Here is a 19016-nt window from a genome sequence, read left to right on the forward strand (position 1 = left end):
GCATCATTTCCGGGCCACGGCCTTTAAATGGACCGGAATCATCGAGTGTAGTCGGTTCTGCTCCGGCTGTATTGCCCGAAAGGGAACATCCTGGCTGCACAGGATTGGCCAACTTTCTGTAGGAGAAAATCATGTCGTTGAATGGCAAAGTCATTTTGGTAACCGGCGCTGGCCAGGGGATCGGACGCGGCATTGCGCTGCGGCTTGCAAAGGAAGGCGCCGACCTCGCGCTGGCCGATGTCAAGGCTGACAAGCTCGACTCCGTTCGCAAGGAAGTCGAAGCGCTCGGACGCAAGGCCACCACCGTCATCGCCGATGTCAGCAAGCGCGACGACGTCTACGCCGCTATCGACCATGCGGAAAAGCAACTCGGCGGATTCGACGTCATCGTCAACAATGCCGGCATCGCCCAGGTCAAGCCGATCGCCGACGTCACGCCCGAGGACATGGACCTGATCTTCCGGATCAATGTCGACGGCGTGCTCTGGGGTATCCAGGCGGCTGCGAAGAAATTCAAGGATCGCGGACAGAAAGGCAAGATCATCAATGCCTGCTCGATTGCCGGACATGACGGCTTCGCCATGCTTGGCGTCTATTCGGCGACCAAGTTCGCCGTGCGTGCGCTGACGCAAGCCGCCGCCAAGGAATATGCCAGCGCGGGCATCACGGTGAACGCCTACTGCCCCGGCATCGTCGGCACCGACATGTGGGTGGAGATCGACGAGCGCTTTTCCGAGATCACCGGAACGCCGAAGGGCGAAACTTACAAGAAGTATGTCGAAGGCATCGCTTTGGGTCGCGCGCAGACGCCGGAGGACGTGGCAGCGTTGGTCGCCTTCCTCGCGGGCGCCGATTCCGACTACATAACGGGACAGTCGATCCTGACCGATGGCGGTATCGTCTACCGATAAGGCCGCCTGCCAAATCGCGAAAGTTCAGAAGCGTCCGCACCGGGAAACGGGCTTGTGAAAATTTCTCCCTCCAGCGGAATGGTTCCGTCTGGAAGAGCCGCCTTTGTCGAGAGAATTGTCCTCTTGTTGCTTGGCATGGCCATCGCCGCCTTCGGCCGCCATTCGTACCACAGGTTCTTGACCGGCATTCGACGCCTACTGAAGAGCGGTCGGTTCCTCATCTACGCGGGTTTCGGGCGGGATTGCCGTCATCCGGTCAAACCCCTGACTGGTATGAAGGCTCTACAGGGCCGGCGTCGGGTTGGCGTCGCAGTGAGGTCGCACTGCGCCCCCGGATCGGGTCGGCGAGCAGCCTGAGGCCGTTCAGCACCACCAGCACCGTGCCGCCTTCGTGTCCGACGACCGCGAGCGGCAGCGGCAGGGCGAAGAACAGGCTCGAGGCGACCAGAAGCAGCATCATGCCGATGGCGAAAATCAGATTCTGACGAATGATCCGTCGGGTACGGCGCGCCAACCGATGCGCGGCGGCAAGGCGGGCCATGTCCTCCGACAACAGCGCGACATCGGCTGCCTGCAAGGCGACGTCGCTGCCCGCTGCGCCCATGGCGATGCCGACATCGGCCCGCGCCAGCGCGGCGGCGTCGTTCACCCCGTCGCCGACAAAGGCCACCTTTCCATTCTTCGCCAGTTCGCCCACCAGCCGGACCTTGTCTTCAGGCAGAAGATCGGCATGGACATCCTTTGCCTCCAGTCCGAGTTCCGCGGCGATCCGCAAGCCGACAGGGCGCCGGTCGCCGGTCATCATGGCGATAGTGCCCACCCCAGCCGTCCTGAGCGCAGCCAGTCCGGCGGCCGAGGTCTCGCGCGGGCGGTCGGCGACGGTGAGCGCACCATAGACCCGATCTCCCCGCCCCAGCCACACCACGGTCTGGCTGCCGTCCGTCAGCTGCGCAAATTCGGGTGCGTCGAGCGATGCGCCCATGCGCGCGGCCATGCGCGGATTGCCGGCCCAGAGCGAGCCCACGGCATCCTCCCCCGTAATCCCCTCACTGGGCACGGTTTCCACATCGCGCACCTCGGCGGCGATTATGCCTTTTTCGTCGATGTGGCGGCGGATCGCATCGGCAATTGGATGTTCGGAATGCGCCTCGAGACCGGCGATCAATGACAGGAACCGCTCTTCGGCCTGTGCTCCCGATTCCGACGCCATCACCTGCGTCACCTCGGCCTTGCCTGTGGTCAGCGTACCGGTCTTGTCGAAGGCGAAGATATCGACATCTGCCAGCGTCTCCAGCGCCGCGCCACCCTTGAACAGCACGCCGCCGCGCGCGGCCGCCGCCAATGCCGAGAGGATCGCGGCCGGGACCGATATCACCACCGCGCAGGGGCTGGCCGCGACCAGCAGCGTCGCGGCGCGATAAAGCGCATCCTGCATTGTCCAGCCGAGTGCGAGGAATATAACGAGAGCCATTATCGCGCCGGCCAGCACCGCGATGGTATAGCGCTGGCCGAACCAGGCGCTGAACCGTTCGGAAGGAGCGCGCGCGGCCTGAGCCTCGGTCACCAGTTCGATCATTCGCGCCACGGTGCTTTCCGCGACCGGGCGGGTGACGCGCACCACCAGCACGGCGTTGAGGTTCACCGTGGCCTCAAACACCTTAGCACCGCGACTTTTGCCGACCGGCATCGATTCGCCGGTGATCGTCGCCTCATCGAGCGAGCCTTCCCCTTCCGCCACCTCGCCATCGGCCGGCACACGCGCACCGGGGCGCAGCACCACCAGGTCGCCGGCCACGAGATCGCCCACCGAAACTTCCGTGATGGTGCCGTCAGGAGCGCGCCTGAGCGCGGTGTCGGGACGCAGCGCCATCAGCGCCTCGACGGCATGGCGTGCCCGGCCCATCGCCCGCTGCTCCAACGTGGTCGAGAGGCTGAACAGCGTCAGCAGCACCGCCCCTTCGAGCGCAGCACCCACCGCGGCGGCGGCAAGGGCGGCCACGATCATCAGAAGATCGATGTCGAGAATCCGCTCGCGCCAGAGCGACATCAGGGCCCGGACCCCGGTCGGCACACCACCGGCCAGATAGACCAGCACGAGACCGACCGGTCCCCAAAGACCGGGGATCAAGAAGGCATCGACAGTCGCAAGCGCCATCCCGGCAAGCGTGATGCCGGTCAATGCTGTCATGAAGCGGTCGGAAGAAAGGTCGATTTGCAATTTGTGTTCCTGGCTGTGCCGCGACGGCGGCAGTGGCTGGGGGAGACCGGCGATGATGCGCCGGATGGGCTGGCGTTACATTCCCGGTCGATCAGGCTCCTGGTCGCTATTCTTTTTCCATTACGACATCGAGCTTACCTCCAGGATCGCGCCGCCGGCAGCCGCAATCAACACCACGAGCGATGGCGGGAATTTCCAGCTCATCAGGGCCACGAAGCAGGTCAGCGCCAGCGCAAAGTCACGGGGCGAACCGACCGAGCTGGTCCAGAGCGGATCGTAGAGCGCGGCGCCCAGAATGCCGACCACCGCGGCATTGGCCCCTGCCATCGGCGCCCGCACGCCGGAGCGTGCGCGCAGCGTGTTCCAGAACGGCAGCGCGCCGACAAGCAGCAGGAAGCCCGGCAGGAAGATCGCAAAAAGGGCAAGCGTCGCGCCGGCGATCCCGTTCGGGCCGGGTTCGAGCAGCATGCCGAGATAGCCGGCGAAGGTGAAGAGCGGCCCCGGCACCGCCTGGGCCGCGCCATAGCCGGCCAGGAACGCATCGGGCGTGACCCAGCCCGGGCGAACCACTTCGGCTTCCAGCAAAGGCAAGACCACATGGCCGCCGCCAAATACCAGCGCACCAGCGCGATAGAAGGCGTCGATCACCGCCAGGCCCTGCGCGGGAAATAGCATCACAGCTAGCGGCAGGCCGAAGATCAGGATGAAGAACAGGGCCAGCGCGATTATTCCCGCCTGCCGCGAAACCGGGAAATGCAGCGCTTCACCCGGCGCTCCCGCCGTGTCCCGGCAAAGCCAGAGCCCGGCGAGCCCACCGAGCAGGATTGCACCCAGCTGACCCGTGGCTCCCCCGATCAGCACCGCCATCAATACGGCGGCGAGCGCGATCGTCTGGCGTGAGCGGTCGGGACAAAGCGTGCGCGCCATCCCGCAGACCGCCTGCGCCACGATGGCCACCGCGACCAGTTTCAACCCGTGCAGCACCCCGATGCCGAGCGGGCCTGAAAACGCCCCCGCTCCGAGCGCGAACAGCATCAACAGCAGGGCGGAAGGCAAGGTAAAACCAAGCCAAGCGGCCAGCGCACCCGCCGGCCCGGCACGCTGCAGACCCAGAGCGAAGCCGACCTGGCTGGATGCTGGCCCAGGAAGGAACTGGCACAGCGCGACCAGGTCGGCGTAGCCACGATCGTCGATCCAGCCGCGCCGGGCAACGAATTCCTCGCGGAAATAGCCCAGATGCGCGATCGGTCCACCGAAGGAGGTCAGGCCCAGTTTCAGGAAGGCGGCCAGAACCTCGCCGGGGGTTCCTTGTCGTCGGCTTTGGGCCACGGCATTCAGCGTGTCATTGGCGGGCATGATCTCTCCGTGATGCTCGCGATTTCCGGGACTCACCAGACGCCCTGAAAGGGCGCATGCGATCATTGTCCCTGTAATGGGGCAATGGAACAGACCGGTGACTGCCGAAGCGCGCGCCTCGTCTTCCATCAGCATCGCAAGCGGTGTCCACAGGACCGCACCCCGCAAGAGAGATAACGGATGACTCATGCCGTGGTTGTCCGGGGAAGACCAGCCTGCGGACGACGGCCCTCCAGAAGGTCGGCGTCGGTGGCGAGCGCATCAGCCATGAAATCCATGAATGCACGGATACGGGCGGTGTTGCGCAGGTCCTCATGGGTCAGCAGCCACAGATCGAGCCGGAAATCTTGCGGAAACAGGGCGATCCGGACAAGATCGGGGGTACGGTCGGCTACGGCGCAGGGCAGCGGCGCAAGGCCGATTCCGGCCCTTGCCGCGGCAATCGCGGCCGAGATCGAGTTGGTGCGATAGATTGGCCGCATTTTCGGCAGCCAACCCGCCAACTGATGACCGATCGCTCCATGTGACCGGCCGAAGCCGATCCAGTCGCTGCCGGCAAGATCGTCATCAAGCCCCTGAGCGGCGCGTTCTGCCGAGGCATAGACCCCGAAGGCCAGCCGGCCGACACGCCGGCCGACCAATGTTTCCTGCGGCGTGTTGCCGATGCGCAGTGCGACATCGGCCTCGCGTCGGGTCAGGTCCAGGGGAGTGTCCGAAACGATCACTTCCAATTCGACCCCTGGCTGCGCTGCATGGAAGGCCGCCAGATGCGGTGGCAATAACCCGATCGCCAGCATATCGATGGCTGTGATGCGGATAAGCCCGCTCAGGCGCTGGTCCTGTCCGGTCACCTGACGCGACAGGGCGATAATTTCCTCGTCGATCCGGATGGCGGTCTCCTGCATGGCCTCTCCGGCGCCCGTCAGCGCATAGCCGTCCGGCAACCGCTCGAAGAGCCGAACGCCCAGACGTTCCTCGAAGGCGCTGAGACGGCGAAACACGGTCGAGTGCGTTACGCCAAGGCTGCGCGCTGCGCCAGACAGCGTGCCCGCCCGGGCCACAGCGAGAAAGAAGCGCAGATCGTCCCAGTTCTGGTTCTGTGCATCCATGAAGGATCACCCCTTCCAAGCCTGCTCCCATTGCCGGCAGCTTGTCGCCATCTTGCCGGCAACACCGCGCGTTCGCTTTGCTCCGTCAGAAAAGCTTGACCACGATCATTGCTCCACTTAAGTATGTGATTGCTCACTTACTAGGTACTTTATGCGAAAATCCGCGGAATTGCGCAAGGCCGAAATCGTCGCGGCCGTCCTCGACCTGGCCGATCGGATCGGGCCGGATCGGGTGACGACAGGTGCTGCCGCAGCGGCCGTGGGCGTCAGTCAGGCGGCCCTGTTCCGGCATTTCCCCACCAAGGCCGAGATGTGGCTTGCCGTGGCGGATCATGTGGCCGGGGAACTGGCAATAGCCTGGCAACGGGCCATGACTGGGACTGATGGCCCCATCGACCGGGTCACGGCGCTGGTGGGCGCGCAACTGGGGCAGATTGTTTCCACACCGGCGCTGCCGATGCTGCTGTTCTCGCGCGAGCTGAATGTCGGCAATGAGGATTTGCGCGCGGCCTTTCGAGGTCTGCTGATGAAGTTTCAGGGGCTGATCGTGACCGAACTGGCGCGCGGTCAAACAGCCGGTTCCCTGCGCCGCGAAGTCGCCCCAGAGGATGCCGCCGTTCTGCTGACGTCGCTGGTGCAGGGCATGGCGATCCGCTGGTCGCTCGGCGCGCGCAACTTTTCCCTGATCGGGGAAGGCAAGCGGGTCCTTGAAATACAACTTCGGCTTTTGACCGGGAAGGAGGATTAGGCCATGCGGCGTCGGTGGATGTTAGGTGCGGCGGCGGGTCTGGTGCTGGGCGCGGGTGTGCTGTTCCTCACCGAGCGACCGCTCACGGTCAGCGTGGTGCAACCAGAGCAGGATGTGGCCCTGCGCATCTATGGCCTTGGCTCGGTCGAGGCGCGGATCCTCAGCCGGGTCGGGTTCGAGGTTGGAGCTGCCCTGACCGGGCTGGCCGCCGACGTCGGGGACCGGGTAGTCAGAGGGCAGGAACTGGCGACCCTCGATCCAGCCGAGCAGGAGGCGCGCACCGCCCGCGCCCGCGCTGCGGTCGAGGCCAATGTCGCCGCCCTCGCCCGCGCCGAGGCCACGGTGGCGCGTGCCCGCAGCGTACTGGCGCAGCGCCAGGCGGCAAATCAGCGTCAGCAGGGATTGGCACAGCGCGATGTGTCCTCGATCCAGCGCGCCGAGGAAGCGCAGCGCGACGAGGACGTGGCCCGTGCCGATCTTGCGGTCGCCCAGGCGGATGTGGCGGTGATCCGTTCTCAGGGCGCGGATGCGGCGGCAGCCCTGCAACAGGAGAAGGTCCTTCTCGCCCGTCATCGGCTGAGCGCACCCTATGACGCGGTGATCGTCACGCGCCATGCCGAAGCGGGAACGGTGGTACGGGCCGGCGACCCGATCTTCACCCTGATCGCTCCCGAAACGGTCTGGATCCAGGCCTATGTCGATGAGGAGCGCGCCGGCCAGCTTGCGCTTGGCCAGCCCGGCACGATCCGGCTGCGCTCGCAGCCCCAGGCTGAATTCCATGGCACCATCGCCCGCATCGGGCTTGAAAGCGACCGGGTGAATGAGGAACGCCGGATCTGGCTGACCTGCACGGACTGCCCCCAGCCGATGTATCTCGGCGAGCAGGCAGAGGTGCGCATCACCACCGGTAACCGCGACAGTGCGCTGATGGTGCCCGAGGTGGCGATCACCGGTTTCGACGGCCATCGCGGGCGGGTCTGGCTGGTACGGGACGGACGATTGGAGCAGGTCGAACTGACCTTCGGCGCGCGCGACGATCGTGGTCGGGTCGAAGTCACGGGCAGTCTGCCGGACGATGCCGCCATCGTCGCCCGGATGCCGCAAGGCGCGACCGAGGGGCGGCGGGCGCGGACCAGGACCACGCCATGAACCTTGCTCTCAAGGATATACGCCACGGACTGTTCCGCTTCGTCCTCACCTGTTTCGGGCTGGGGCTCTTGATGACGGTCGTGCTGTCGATGATCGGCATCTATAACGGCCTTGTCGCCGATGCGCTGGCGGTCGTGAAGGCGCCGGCGGCAGATGTCTGGGTGGTCGAGAGCGGCACCCAGGGGCCGTTTGCCGAAGCCTCGAACATCCCGCTGACCACGCGCGACGCCGTGGCGCGGATGCCCGGCGTGGCCGAAGCCGGCGCGATCAATTTCCAGAACATCGAGGCTGCCCATGCCGGCGCTTCGCTCCGGCTCTACGTCATCGGCTATGAGCCGGGACATCCCGGCGGGCCGCAGCGCATCGCCGAAGGGCGCGGCATCGGCACAAGCCATTTCGAACTGGTGGCAGACCGCAAGACCGGTCTTCTGACCGGTGAGACGATCCGTCTCGGGCGCAACCGTTTCACCGTGGTCGGGCTGGTCGAAGGAGCAATGAACGCGGGCGGCGATCCAGCGGTCTATATCACGCTGTCCGACGCGATGGCATTGCAAACCGAGCTTGACCCCGCAGCCCAGCGCGTTCAGGCGGCGCGGGGCGCCGTTTCGGTCAAGTCCGCTTCGGTCGCGGCCGTGATCGCACGGGTAGCGCCGGGCGCGGATGTCGAATTGCTGACAGCGACCGTGCGGCAATGGAAACATCTGGCGGCGCTGACGCAAGCCGAGCAGGAGGACATTCTGGTCTCCTCGGTGGTCGATCTGGCGCGGCGGCAAATCGGCCTGTTTCTCGGTATCCTGCTCAGTGTTTCGGCGGTAGTGATCGCGCTCATCATCTACACGATGACGATGGAGAAGCTGAAGCAGATCGCCACGCTGAAGCTGATCGGCGCGCCCGACCGCACCATCATCGGGCTGATCGTGCAGCAGGCGCTGATCCTCGGTGCTTCAGGCTGGGGGATCGGACTCGTGCTGATCCTGACGGTAAAGGACTATTTCCCGCGCCGGGTGGTGCTGGAGCCGTTCAACGTGATGGTGCTGGCCGGGATCATCTTCGCCGTCTGCATCGCCGCCTCGGGCCTTGGCGTACGGGCGGCGATGAAGGTCGATCCCGCTACGGCTCTGGGGAGCTGACATGGCGGACGGCGAAATCCTCATCGACGTGAAAGGTGTGGCCAAGCATTTCGGCGAGGGCGAAACCCGTGTCGATGCACTGCGCGACGTCGACCTTCAGGTCCGGGCCGGAGAGGTGATCGCGCTTCTTGGCCCCTCCGGCTCGGGCAAGACCACACTGCTCAACGTCATCGGCTGCATCCTGGCGCCATCGGCGGGCAAGGTGACGCTGGACGGCGAGACGGTGTTTGAGGGGCAATGGCTGCGGCGCGACCTGCGGCGGCTCAGGCTGGACAAGATCGGCTTCATCTTCCAGACGCACAACCTTCTGCCCTTCCTGACCGCCGAAGAAAACGTTGCCGTGGTCCTCGACCTCGCCGGCTGGTCGGTTGAGAAGGGTCGGGCGCGAGTACGCGAACTGCTCGATTATCTTGAAGTCGGTCGCCGCGCCGCGGCCAAGCCGGCGCTCCTGTCAGGTGGCGAGGCGCAGCGGGTGGCCATTGCGCGGGCGCTGGCCAACCGTCCCCGCATCATCCTGGCCGACGAACCGACCGCCGCGCTCGACGGCAAGCGCGCCGGACTGGTGATGGACCTGTTGCGCAAGCTTGCCGTCGAGCAGGAAGCCTGCATCGTCACCGTCACCCACGACGAGAAGATATTCGACCGCTTCGATCGCCTGATCCACCTGCGTGACGGCAGGCTGGCCGACGCCTGATATCTGAGGACACCATGACCGCAAGACCTCTCTCGCAATCCATCATCGCTGGCGTGGCGGTCGTGTTTGGCCTGGCTACCGTCATTTCGGGCGGCCGCGCGCTCTTCGGCGGGGCCGACATGGGAGCGGTGGTTCCCGTCGTGTTGTGGTTCAACTTCATGACCGGCTTCGCCTATCTGCTGGCAGGGATCGGACTTTGGCGCGGCACGGCCTGGGCGCCTGCCCTGTCCATCGGTATCGCGACGGCAACGGCCATGGTCCTTGCTTTCTTCCTTTGGCACGTCTGGCGCGGCGGGGCCTACGAGAGCCGCACGATGGCCGCGATGGTCCTGCGGCTCGGCATCTGGGTTGCTATTTCGACAGTTGCGGTAAAGATCCGATGGCCACGATAGTGGCTCGCGACGACTGCGCTGGCGAGTCGACAGGCATTCGCTTTGTCCCGTGTCGCGATATCGCGAAGTTGTTGGATTGGATATTAACTGAATTTGGCGCCGACCAGCTCATGCAAATGCTCAAGGTATGCGGCCAAAAATTCTTCAGAACCCATAATCATCAATCCGGTATATTTGATCTTACGCAAAATGTAATCTGCGGGTTCTTTTGGGACATCTCGTTATGTAATTATAGCTTTTCTCGGAGCGCTTCATACAGCGTTTTTCCATTGAACGCGCCGTGAGGCCTGGCAAAGTTGTACAACACGACGACAGAACACCCACGGGACCGAGGTTCGCGAGCTTTTGTATCCGTGGCATCCCTGGTTCGGAGAGCATGTGCATGTCCATGCGGCGCTGGCCAAGCGTGTGGATATTTTCCGCTGTAGCCTCTCTGGTGTTCCCTCTGATCGGCTTCTTGAAGTCCCAGCATGGATGTTCGACCGCGCCGTAAGCGGATATTGGCGCAGCCTGCCAGTTCCGCACGTCGATCTCTCAAGCCTGTATGCTTTGGCAAAGTTACTGGAAGACGCCGAAGCCTCATCGCAATCTGCGGTAACGGGCGCAGCATTGGTCTCTCACGAAACGAGTCGGAGAGATGTCCATGCCCCGCCAGTCCATGACATATCAGTTCGATCTGTTCTCGGCCCCGCAGCGGGGGAAGACAGCAGGGATGCCGCAATGGCCGGAGTTGCCGGAGGAGACCCGCCAAGCGTTGACGGTGCTCATCGTGCGGCTGTTCGTCGATCACGCAAAGTGCGGACATGCCTCCCAACAGAAGGAGGCCGGTCATGATGCATGAGAAGATCGGGCCTCATCATCTGGAGCGGAAGGCCATCCTCTATGTTCGGCAGTCCTCGGCTCACCAGGTTCTACATAATCGAGAGAGCAGCGCCCTCCAGTACGCCATGCGCGACCGTCTGGCAGCGCTTGGATGGTCACATAAAGAGACGGTGGATGACGACCTTGGTCGTTCGGCCGCTGGCGGCGTGACCCGCGCTGGATTTGATCGGATGGTGGCGGAAGTCTGCCTTGGCAAGGTTGGCGCCGTGGCCGCACGTGAGGTATCGCGTTTCGCCCGGAACAGCCGCGATTGGCAGCAACTCATCGAGATGTGCCGCGTTGTCGATACCGTCCTGGTCGACCAGGAAGCAGTTTATGCGCCCCGCCAGGGCAACGACCGCCTGCTCTTAGGTTTGAAGGGCAGCCTCAACGAGTATGAACTCGATCTCTTGCGTCAGCGTTCGCTTTCCGCCCGCTATGAGAAGGCTCGCCGCGGTGAGCTCGTGGTCACTGTTCCGGCCGGGTTCGTGAAGGCCGGTGATAGGATCGAGAAGGATCCCGATCGACGCATCCAGGAAGCCATCGCACTCGTCTTCGACAAGGTTGCCCAACTCGGCAGTGCCCGGCAGGCCTTGCTATGGTTCCTCGAGCAGGGGCTGGAACTGCCGGTTAGGTATACCAATGGTGACGTCATCTGGCGCAGGCCAAATTATGCCACCATCCACCGGATGATTGCGAACCCGATCTACGGAGGCGCTTACGCTTATGGTAAGAGTCGCTCCGTGCCCCGATACGAAGGCCGGTCTGGAATTCGTCGCAAGGCGCGTGATGAATGGCTTGCGCTGATCCCGGATGCACATGAAGGTTACGTCAGTTGGGAACGGGCGGAGGAGATCCGCAAGATGGTTAGCGACAATGTGCCAGCCAGCCGCCATCACGGGGCACCGAAGCACGGCGACGCTCTGCTTGCCGGCCTTTTCCGTTGCAAGAGGTGCGGTCGGAAGCTGACAGTCCGGTACACCGGAAACAATCATAATATTCCGCGCTATTCCTGCTGGCGTGGCCTACTCGATAATGGCGAGCCCCGCTGCATAGCCTTCGGCGGTCTGCGGGTCGACGACGCGATCGAAGAGGCACTGCTCGGCGTGGTCGAACCAGGAGCCGTTACCGCCGCCATCGAAGCGGAACGCAATATGGCCAGCCAACGCGACCAGGTTCATGATGCCCTGCTGCGCGACCTCGAGGCGGCGCGCTATGCCGCCGACCGGGCATTCCGACAATACGACGCGGCTGATCCAGAGAACAGACTTGTAACGTCGGAGCTCGAAGCTCGCTGGAATAAGACACTCGCACGCGTCAGCGAGATCGAAACCAAGATTGCCAAACATCGGACGGTTACGCCGCAGCCATTCCCCATGTCCGCATCACAGGTAACCGCACTTGCGGGAAACCTTCGTATCGTCTGGACGGCGCCGACAACCGATGCAAGGCTGAAGAAACGCATCGTTCGCACGCTTATCCATGAAGTGGTCGCCGATCTCGATAATGCCGCCTCCGAGATCGTCCTTGTCATTCATTGGGTTGGCGGGGTCCACACCGAACTGCGCCTACCAAAGCGCCGCCGCGGGCAAAGAAACGCGACCCCGGACGACATCGTCGATGCTGTGCGACAGCTCGTTCTGATTGCCAATGACGACGTGATTGCCGGTGTCCTCAATCGCAATGGACTGACGACCGGAAATGGCAATCGCTGGACGCGTGAGCGGGTCACCGCGCTGAGGTCATATCGCAAGATTCCAGTCTTCCGTCCTCAGATCGACGGGATGGAGCCATGGGTTAACTTGGGAGGAGCGGCGAAGTTGCTCGGGATCACGCCAAAGACGCTGCGCTTGGCGGCCGAGGCCGGCGAGATCGAAGGCGCTCACCCGCTGCCCGATGGCCCATGGATCTTCAGCCGTTCAAAACTCGCAGCCCCGGAAGCACGTCAAATCCTCCAGCGCGTCCGACAGAACCCGCGACACTCCACAGGATCGTCTCCAGATCAAGAAAGCCTATTCCCTTCAACAACATAGAAAGATGGGTGTGATGAAACAGGATTGTAAAAGTTCAGATATCGGCCGATGCCAGCGCGGGCCTCGGACACAGTCTTGTAGGCGTGGAGGTAGACTTCCTCGTATTTGATCGAACGCCAGAGCCGTTCGACGAACACGTTGTCCCGCCACGCACCCTTGCCGTCCATTGAGACGGCGACCTCAGCCTTCTTCAGCACGGCGGTGAAGTCGATGGAGGTGAACTGCGATCCCTGGTCGGTGTTGAAGATTTCTGGCCTGCCATGACGGGCAAGTGCCTCCTCTACTGCCTCGATGCAGAAGGCTGCTTCCATCGTGATCGACAACCGCCATGACAGGACCTTCCGGCTGAACCAGTCCACGACGGCGCAGAGATAGACAAATCCCCGCGCCATGGGGATGTAGCTGATGTCCATGGCCCAGACTTGATTGGGTCTGGTGACGGCCAACTTGCGCAAGAGGTAGGGATAGATTTTGTGACCTGGCGCTGGTTTGGAGGTGTTCGGGCGACGATAGATCGCCTCGATGCCCATCTTCTTCATCAGCGTGGCGACGTGTAGCCGCCCGGTCTCAAACCCTTCTCCTCTCAAAAGCCCTTGCAACATCCGACTTCCGGCAAACGGGTAATCGAGATGCAGCTCGTCGATCCGCCGCATCAAGGCCAGATCGCCGTCGGACACTGGACGAGGCAGATAATAGACGCTTCCACGGCTGAAGCCGAGAAGCTTCGCCTGACGCACCACGGATAGCTTGTGCTCGCGGTCGATCATTTCTTTCCGCCCAGCAATCCCGCCTTGCCGAGCGCACCGGATAAAAAATCATTCTCCAGTGTCAGTTCGCCAATTTTGGCGTGCAGCGTTTTGACATCGACGGTCGGACCCGTTGGCTCCGCCTTCGTTTCATCGCCGAACACACCCGTCGCCCCCTCAAGGAGCTGGTCTTTCCACTGTTTGATCTGGTTGGCATGCACATCGAACTGCTGGGACAATTCCACCAGCGTCTGCTCACCCCGGATGGCGGCGAGCGCCACCTTTGCCTTGAAAGCCGGGCTGTGGTTCCGGCGCGGTCGTCTCGTCATGGTATCTCCTGTTCCCGGCAGCTAAGCCGAAATCAGGCAGAAATTCCACTTATCCCCCCTGTGCAGATTTCCCGAGCCAGCTCTGCCTTCGAGGCGCTGCGGGCCACGATGGAAAACCTTGCCGCCGATCTCACGCGGGAAATGACGACGATCCGTAAGGGCGTCGAGTTTACCCTCGACCAGATGGAACGGCGGGGCGCGCCGGTCGACTACAGCGCCGAACTCGGGCGCATGAACCAAAACCAGACCGCGACAAACGAGCGCCTGCAGCGCATCGAACAGTCGCCCACCCTCAAAAACGGCCCGGAGCATTACGCTCGCGTGCTCGAGCGCAGCGGCGAAGGTCTGGTTCGCGCCGCGGTGCAACAGATCGAGCGCCAGGCGTCCGACCTCGAGCGCGCCGGGCGGCAGCTCGCGGCACATACGAAAAGCGCCTATGATCGGAAGGGCCAGGATTTCCGGATGTGGATAGCAGCTAGCGTCGGCTTGGTCGCGGGCGCGTTCCTGCTTGTTCTCTTGCCGCGTTTTCTGCCGTTTTCGGCCGATAGTCGTGTTGCCAGCCTCATCATGGGGGCCGATCGCATCAGCGCCGGCCGCGCTATGATTCAGGCGGCCGATGCTGCCAAGGCGGGGGATATTTCGACGGCCGGGTGGGTCTATGAGACCAACCGGGTGGCGATCGACAAGTGTATTGCCGATATGTTCAAGAGCCAAAAGGAACAGCGCTGCACCCTCACTTTGCCCGTGGTCGAGACTCGTTCAGGACAGTAGGAATCGACGATCTCTTCAAAATAGGCAAAGGCTTCGGGGGGGCGCCGTAACGCGCGATACAGGAATTGCCGGCGCAACGGCTTTGTCCTGCGGCGCATCCCGCCCCAGGGTCTCGCGATGTCGTGTGATCCCTCGCGAAGGTTGCGATCAGACCTTTCGCTTCCAAGCGCGCGCCAGCATAGGTCCATAGACCAGTGCGAAAATGGCGAAGGCTAATGACCAGGAGAGAGCGGACAGGACGAGCAGTTGGGGATAGATCGGCATTGCAAATGGTGCGAGCACGCGAGTGGTCGCGGCCGCCATCGCCAAGCCATAGATGGCCAGCGTCGGGCGATCCGCGCGCCGTTCGCGGCCGGTATGGCTTCGGCTGGTCCGGGTCATGACCGCCAGCGTCATCATGCCGATTGCGCCGACGGCCAGTGCATGGATCGCGGCGGAACCGGCCAAATGCGCCGGCCAGAGGATCGACGCGCCAAGCATGGCAAGACCGAGCGCGCACCAGAAATAGCCGAGATGAAGGACGGCCACCATGCCGTCGTTGATGACGATCCAGCCACGCCAGCGCAGCAGACGGATAAAGAGGCCCGCGCCGGCGATGATCAGCAAGACCCCGGTGACGGCGGCCAAGGGCCAGACGACCCACAGCGCTATGCCCGCGCCGGTGATGCCGAGCACGGCCGTGTCGAAGCGACCGTAGGATGCCGGTTCCGGCTTGATCTTGTGCTGCGCCATCCAGTTGCGGGTGAAGCTTGGCACGAGCCGTCCGCCGATCAGGGCGATGAGGAAGATGATAAGGCCGATGGCCATACGTTCCGGCGCCAGGGCGATATCCGGCACGATCATGGTGATATGAAAACCGATATTGGCGATCGCTAGTAGTGATACGACGATGCAGGGCGCCACGTTGCGCCAACTGCTGGCCGCAAGTTGCTCACGCCAAAGCGCGCTGGCAAACACGATGAGGAACAGCGCGTCGATCAGGGCGGCTATCGAACCGAGAACGGGATAGGCGAGCATTGCCAGCCGTCCGACCGCCCACAACATGACCAATAGGACGATTGACCGTCCTGCGACGGGATAGTGTCCCGTCCAGTTGACGCCTGCAACGGTCATATACCCGACGATTACCGCGGCGGTGTAACCAAACAGCATTTCATGCACATGCCAGTCGCGAGTGAAGATCGTCGCCGAGATTTCCCCGATACCGAGAAACGACAGGAGCCAGAGCGGGATTGTCACCGCGGCCCAAAGTGCGGCGAAAAGGAAAAAGGGCCGAAACCCGAAGCTGAATAGGGCCGGGCCGCGATAATCCCGAAGGATCTGAGCTGTCGTCTTCATAGATTCTCACAATCTGGCAAGGTCCGCCAGCATGGCGCACGCAATATCGCCAACACCCCGCGCCAGCCGTAAGAATTTCCAAATGTCGGTCGATCCGATGGTTCCAGAAAAATCTTGCCCTGTGGCGGACTAAAATCCAAGCTGCATTTGCGTCCTTCATGCCGTCTGGAGACGATGGAGGGTGCGTGACTTTGCCGGTGGGAGAAAAAGCCGTGAAGCAGGACGTTGAAGATCGGCTGTTCATGTCGATCAAGGGATTTATACAGGCCATCGGCCCCGAAGATGCGCAAATGCGCCTCCATCACGAGACCCTTATTGCGGCAGAGTTCGACCGTTGCCATTCAGGCGAACCTTTCAGACGCACCGTGCACGCCTTTCAAAGGAGGATCAGGGCCTTCTCAAGGAGTGGATGGGGCTTGCGGCCAGGGCCAGGGAATTGGCGCTGGAAACGCGGTAAGCGGAGCGCCGGTGACGATGCCGGGCGGCAACGCCCTGAGCGTTTGTCGTTCCGATGGCCATAAGCTATGTTCAACGTATCGTTTTTGTGCCTGTTACCGAGCAGCGAGCGCATTCGGCGTCTCGATTGCCGACAGGGCAAGCCCATCCCGTTTCAAGAGCAAGGTCCGGCATGCCTTTCAACGAACGCTCGAAACATATAACGCAGGGCGCCGCCCGTTCGCCGAACCGCGCCATGTACTATGCGCTCGGCTATGAGAAAGCCGATTTCGACAAGCCGATGATCGGCATCGCCAACGGCCATTCCACCATCACCCCCTGCAATGCCGGCCTGCAGCCGCTGGCCGACGCGGCCATCAGCGCTATCGCGGCGGCCGGGGCCAATCCGCAGACCTTCGGCACGCCCACCATTTCCGACGGCATGTCGATGGGCACCGAGGGTATGAAATATTCGCTGGTCTCGCGCGAGGTGATCGCCGACTGCGTCGAGATTTCCGTGCAGGGACAGTGGATGGACGGCGTGCTCGTGCTCGGCGGCTGCGACAAGAACATGCCGGGCGGTATGATCGGCATCCTGCGCGCCGACGCGCCGGCGATCTATGTCTATGGCGGCACCATCAAGCCCGGGCGCTGGAAGGGTGAGGACCTGTCCATCGTCTCCGCCTTCGAGGCCGTCGGAGCCTTCATGGCCGGTACGATCGACGAGGCGGATTTCGAGGGTATCGAGCGTCACGCCTGCCCCTCCACGGGCTCCTGCGGCGGCATGTACACTGCTAACACCATGAGTTCCTCCTTCGAGGCGCTCGGCATGTCGCTGCTCTATTCTTCCACCATGGCAAATCCGGATCAGGAGAAGATCGATAGCGCGGCGGCATCCGGCCGTGTGCTGGTTGAGGCGGTCAAGCGGAATATACGCCCGCGCGACATCGTCACCCGCAAATCGATCGAGAATGCGGTGGCGCTCATCATGGCGGTGGGCGGTTCGACTAATGCGGTTCTGCACTACCTGGCGATAGCCCATGCCGCCGAGGTTGAGTGGACGCTTGACGATTTCGAGCGTGTGCGTCGCAAGGTGCCGGTGCTGTGCGACCTGAAGCCCTCCGGCCGATACATGGCGGTGGACCTGCATGCTGCAGGCGGCGTGCCGCAGGTGCTGAAGATCCTGCTGGATGCGGGTCTCCTCCATGGCGATTGCCTGACGATCACCGGCCGCACGCTTGCCGAGGAACTGACCGACGTGCCAGCTGAACCGCGTGTTGACCAGCGTGTCATCATGCCGCTGCGGCAGGCGCTCTATCGCGAAGGGCATCTGGCCATCCTCAAGGGCAACCTTGCCGAAAATGGTGCGGTGGCCAAGATCACCGGACTGAAAAGCCCGGTGATCTCCGGTCCGGCGCGGGTCTTTGACGACGAGTCTTCCGCCATGGAGGCGATCCTCTCAGATAGGATCAGGCCGGGCGACGTGGTGGTTCTGCGTTATCTCGGGCCGAAGGGCGGGCCGGGTATGCCGGAAATGCTGGCACCGACCTCGGCTCTGGTCGGCCGGGGCCTCGGAGAAAGTGTCGGCCTCATTACCGATGGCCGGTTTTCTGGCGGCACTTGGGGCATGGTCGTCGGCCATGTCTCACCGGAAGCCTTTGTCGGCGGCACCATCGCGCTCGTGGAGGAGGGTGATGCCATCACCATCGACGCGCAGCGCCTGCTACTGCGACTGAACGTGGACGCGGCCGAGATTGCCCGCCGCCGCGCTGCCTGGAAGCAACCCGAACCGCGCTACAAGCGCGGTGTGCTCGCCAAGTTCGCCGCGCTCGCTCGCCCGGCCGACGAAGGTGCCGTTACCGGATAGCTGACGGAGCCTGACGTCTATCATGAGCCATTTCATGCTTCTCACGCTGCATCTTTTTGCTGCTATTCTGTTTGTAGGGACTGTCTTCTTCGAGGTTCTCGTCTTGGAAGGCATCCGCAAGCGGGTGGGGCCGGACGTGATGCGCACGGTGGAAACGGCAAGTGGCTGGCGGGCGCGCCGCCTGATGCCGTTCGTCATTGCGGTGCTCTATACGGCTGGCGTGTCCATGGCCTGGCAATATCGCGAAGACCTCGCCCGTCCCCTCGACAGCAGTTTTGCAACGCTGCTGTCGATCAAGATCGTGCTGGCGGCCAGCGTTCTGGCGCATTTCATCACGGCCGTCATCCTGGGCGCGCGTGGTAAGCTGAGGTCCAGGCACACGAAAGTCATCCACCTCAGCGTCTTCTTCCAAGTGGTCCTTATCGTTCTCCTGGCAAAGGCTATGTTTTACATCAGCTGGTGACGATCTCTGGCGAAAAAGGCCTGCTTCGCCAGACCATCAAAGGGCGCACGCGGAATCATTCCAGATCGTCATGATCCTGCGCAACGTAAGCAGTTAGCTGATGGCGTGAGGTGACAGCGTGAGGTCTAAAGTTTCATGGTATCAGCGCCTCGAGCTCGGAGACTGGCTAGCCTTGAGCGATACGGGTCAAGCTCTGGGAGTTGGTTGAGCGGATCGACGCCGTGCCCAGCACCTTTTTCCAAAGATAGAAGAGGCTGGCGACGATGGCCATGGACTTTACCTAATGCAGTTTGCAACGGCTGTCGGACCCCTTGCTGTGAACCTCATCCTCGAGCGGAATTCCGGTGAGCCTGGCCGATCGCTTGAACGGCCGTTGGTATCGTTTGGTGTGAGAGCGGCGGTGCAAAAGTCGGCCACGGTAGCGGCGGCATAATGCTGCTGCGGGCGGAGTAAAATCCGGCCACCT

Annotated in this window: 17 protein-coding genes; 11 read left to right on the top strand and 6 right to left on the bottom strand. The window is 62.8% G+C overall.

All coding sequences use genetic code 11. The annotated features are described in order from the left end of the window. The first annotated feature begins 131 nt into the window (after positions 1-131). Positions 132-911, top strand: coding sequence for an acetoin reductase (locus tag EXZ48_RS30240; RefSeq protein WP_130520665.1), 780 nt, complete (start codon positions 132-134; stop codon positions 909-911). A gap of 256 nt (positions 912-1167) precedes the next feature. On the opposite strand, the gene EXZ48_RS30245 is transcribed toward EXZ48_RS30240, so the two are convergent. From EXZ48_RS30245 to EXZ48_RS30255, 3 genes are all read right to left on the bottom strand, one after another. Continuing rightward, positions 1168-3129 (bottom strand): heavy metal translocating P-type ATPase, encoded by a 1962-nt coding sequence (locus EXZ48_RS30245; protein WP_130520668.1) that lies wholly within the window; start codon positions 3127-3129, stop codon positions 1168-1170. Between the two features lie 120 nt (positions 3130-3249). Further along, positions 3250-4485 carry a chromate efflux transporter gene (gene chrA, locus EXZ48_RS30250; protein WP_130520694.1) on the bottom strand — a complete coding sequence of 412 codons (1236 nt, stop codon included), beginning with the start codon at positions 4483-4485 and terminating at the stop codon, positions 3250-3252. 185 nt (positions 4486-4670) lie between these two features. Further along, a complete protein-coding gene (locus tag EXZ48_RS30255) occupies positions 4671-5594 on the bottom strand; it encodes a LysR family transcriptional regulator (RefSeq protein WP_130520669.1) in 924 nt (307 codons plus the stop codon). A gap of 169 nt (positions 5595-5763) precedes the next feature. On the opposite strand from EXZ48_RS30255, the gene EXZ48_RS30260 reads away from it, so the two are divergent. From EXZ48_RS30260 to EXZ48_RS30295, 7 genes are all read left to right on the top strand, one after another. Then, a complete protein-coding gene (locus EXZ48_RS30260; RefSeq protein ID WP_130520671.1) occupies positions 5764-6342 on the top strand; it encodes a TetR/AcrR family transcriptional regulator in 579 nt (192 codons plus the stop codon). 3 nt (positions 6343-6345) lie between these two features. Next, complete coding sequence (locus tag EXZ48_RS30265; protein ID WP_245462401.1) at positions 6346-7491, top strand: efflux RND transporter periplasmic adaptor subunit; 1146 nt, start codon at positions 6346-6348, stop codon at positions 7489-7491. Continuing rightward, entirely contained in the window at positions 7488-8621 is a 1134-nt protein-coding gene (locus EXZ48_RS30270) for an ABC transporter permease (RefSeq protein WP_130520672.1), read from the top strand. The genes EXZ48_RS30265 and EXZ48_RS30270 overlap by 4 nt, the downstream gene beginning before the upstream one ends. Before the next feature lies 1 nt (position 8622). Then, complete coding sequence (locus EXZ48_RS30275) at positions 8623-9315, top strand: ABC transporter ATP-binding protein (protein ID WP_130520674.1); 693 nt, start codon at positions 8623-8625, stop codon at positions 9313-9315. 14 nt (positions 9316-9329) lie between these two features. Next, the gene (locus tag EXZ48_RS30280; protein ID WP_130520676.1) at positions 9330-9707 is read left to right on the top strand and encodes a hypothetical protein; all 378 of its coding nucleotides are present in this window, start codon (positions 9330-9332) and stop codon (positions 9705-9707) included. Positions 9708-10350: 643 nt separating this feature from the next. Next, positions 10351-10548 carry a hypothetical protein gene (locus EXZ48_RS30290; RefSeq protein WP_130520678.1) on the top strand — a complete coding sequence of 66 codons (198 nt, stop codon included), beginning with the start codon at positions 10351-10353 and terminating at the stop codon, positions 10546-10548. Next, positions 10538-12601, top strand: a complete 2064-nt coding sequence (locus EXZ48_RS30295) for a recombinase family protein (RefSeq protein WP_130520680.1) — start codon at positions 10538-10540, stop codon at positions 12599-12601. The genes EXZ48_RS30290 and EXZ48_RS30295 overlap by 11 nt, the downstream gene beginning before the upstream one ends. On the opposite strand, the gene EXZ48_RS30300 is transcribed toward EXZ48_RS30295, so the two are convergent. Then, positions 12571-13676 (bottom strand): IS3 family transposase gene (locus EXZ48_RS30300; RefSeq protein WP_130520682.1). Its coding sequence is split into 2 segments (ribosomal slippage): positions 12571-13418 and positions 13418-13676, totalling 1107 coding nucleotides; the frame shifts between segments, so codons are not numbered across the junction. The two genes, EXZ48_RS30295 and EXZ48_RS30300, sit on opposite strands and share 31 nt — an antisense overlap. A 108-nt stretch (positions 13677-13784) precedes the next feature. Here EXZ48_RS30300 and EXZ48_RS30305 point away from each other — a divergent pair. Then, positions 13785-14447 carry a DUF6118 family protein gene (locus EXZ48_RS30305; RefSeq protein WP_165909473.1) on the top strand — a complete coding sequence of 221 codons (663 nt, stop codon included), beginning with the start codon at positions 13785-13787 and terminating at the stop codon, positions 14445-14447. 147 nt (positions 14448-14594) lie between these two features. On the opposite strand, the gene EXZ48_RS30310 is transcribed toward EXZ48_RS30305, so the two are convergent. Next, on the bottom strand, positions 14595-15785 hold the full coding sequence (locus EXZ48_RS30310) for an NnrS family protein (protein WP_130520686.1): 1191 nt from the start codon (positions 15783-15785) through the stop codon (positions 14595-14597). Beyond that, positions 15782-16126 carry a hypothetical protein gene (locus EXZ48_RS30315; RefSeq protein WP_130520688.1) on the bottom strand — a complete coding sequence of 115 codons (345 nt, stop codon included), beginning with the start codon at positions 16124-16126 and terminating at the stop codon, positions 15782-15784. Before EXZ48_RS30315 ends, EXZ48_RS30310 begins: the two co-directional genes overlap by 4 nt. A 287-nt stretch (positions 16127-16413) precedes the next feature. On the opposite strand from EXZ48_RS30315, the gene ilvD reads away from it, so the two are divergent. Together ilvD and EXZ48_RS30325 are read left to right on the top strand one after the other, a co-directional pair. Continuing rightward, positions 16414-18087: a dihydroxy-acid dehydratase gene (gene ilvD, locus EXZ48_RS30320; RefSeq protein ID WP_050747091.1), complete on the top strand. Its 1674-nt coding sequence runs from the start codon at positions 16414-16416 to the stop codon at positions 18085-18087. 34 nt (positions 18088-18121) lie between these two features. Beyond that, a complete protein-coding gene (locus EXZ48_RS30325; RefSeq protein ID WP_207900549.1) occupies positions 18122-18550 on the top strand; it encodes a CopD family copper resistance protein in 429 nt (142 codons plus the stop codon). Positions 18551-19016: the final 466 nt, after the last annotated feature.

This window comes from Shinella sp. JR1-6 (genome assembly GCF_004284735.1).
In the GTDB taxonomy this organism is placed as follows: Bacteria; Pseudomonadota; Alphaproteobacteria; order Rhizobiales; family Rhizobiaceae; genus Shinella.

Coding starts and splice junctions, on each gene's coding strand:
- EXZ48_RS30240 (WP_130520665.1), top strand. CDS start 132: ATGTCGTTGAATGGCAAAGTCATTTTGGTAACCGGCGCTGGCCAGGGG.
- chrA (WP_130520694.1), bottom strand. CDS start 4,485: ATGCCCGCCAATGACACGCTGAATGCCGTGGCCCAAAGCCGACGACAA.
- EXZ48_RS30255 (WP_130520669.1), bottom strand. CDS start 5,594: ATGGATGCACAGAACCAGAACTGGGACGATCTGCGCTTCTTTCTCGCT.
- EXZ48_RS30265 (WP_245462401.1), top strand. CDS start 6,346: ATGCGGCGTCGGTGGATGTTAGGTGCGGCGGCGGGTCTGGTGCTGGGC.
- EXZ48_RS30270 (WP_130520672.1), top strand. CDS start 7,488: ATGAACCTTGCTCTCAAGGATATACGCCACGGACTGTTCCGCTTCGTC.
- EXZ48_RS30275 (WP_130520674.1), top strand. CDS start 8,623: ATGGCGGACGGCGAAATCCTCATCGACGTGAAAGGTGTGGCCAAGCAT.
- EXZ48_RS30280 (WP_130520676.1), top strand. CDS start 9,330: ATGACCGCAAGACCTCTCTCGCAATCCATCATCGCTGGCGTGGCGGTC.
- EXZ48_RS30290 (WP_130520678.1), top strand. CDS start 10,351: ATGCCCCGCCAGTCCATGACATATCAGTTCGATCTGTTCTCGGCCCCG.
- EXZ48_RS30295 (WP_130520680.1), top strand. CDS start 10,538: ATGATGCATGAGAAGATCGGGCCTCATCATCTGGAGCGGAAGGCCATC.
- EXZ48_RS30305 (WP_165909473.1), top strand. CDS start 13,785: ATGGAAAACCTTGCCGCCGATCTCACGCGGGAAATGACGACGATCCGT.
- EXZ48_RS30310 (WP_130520686.1), bottom strand. CDS start 15,785: ATGAAGACGACAGCTCAGATCCTTCGGGATTATCGCGGCCCGGCCCTA.
- EXZ48_RS30315 (WP_130520688.1), bottom strand. CDS start 16,126: ATGGCAACGGTCGAACTCTGCCGCAATAAGGGTCTCGTGATGGAGGCG.
- ilvD (WP_050747091.1), top strand. CDS start 16,414: ATGCCTTTCAACGAACGCTCGAAACATATAACGCAGGGCGCCGCCCGT.
- EXZ48_RS30325 (WP_207900549.1), top strand. CDS start 18,122: ATGCTTCTCACGCTGCATCTTTTTGCTGCTATTCTGTTTGTAGGGACT.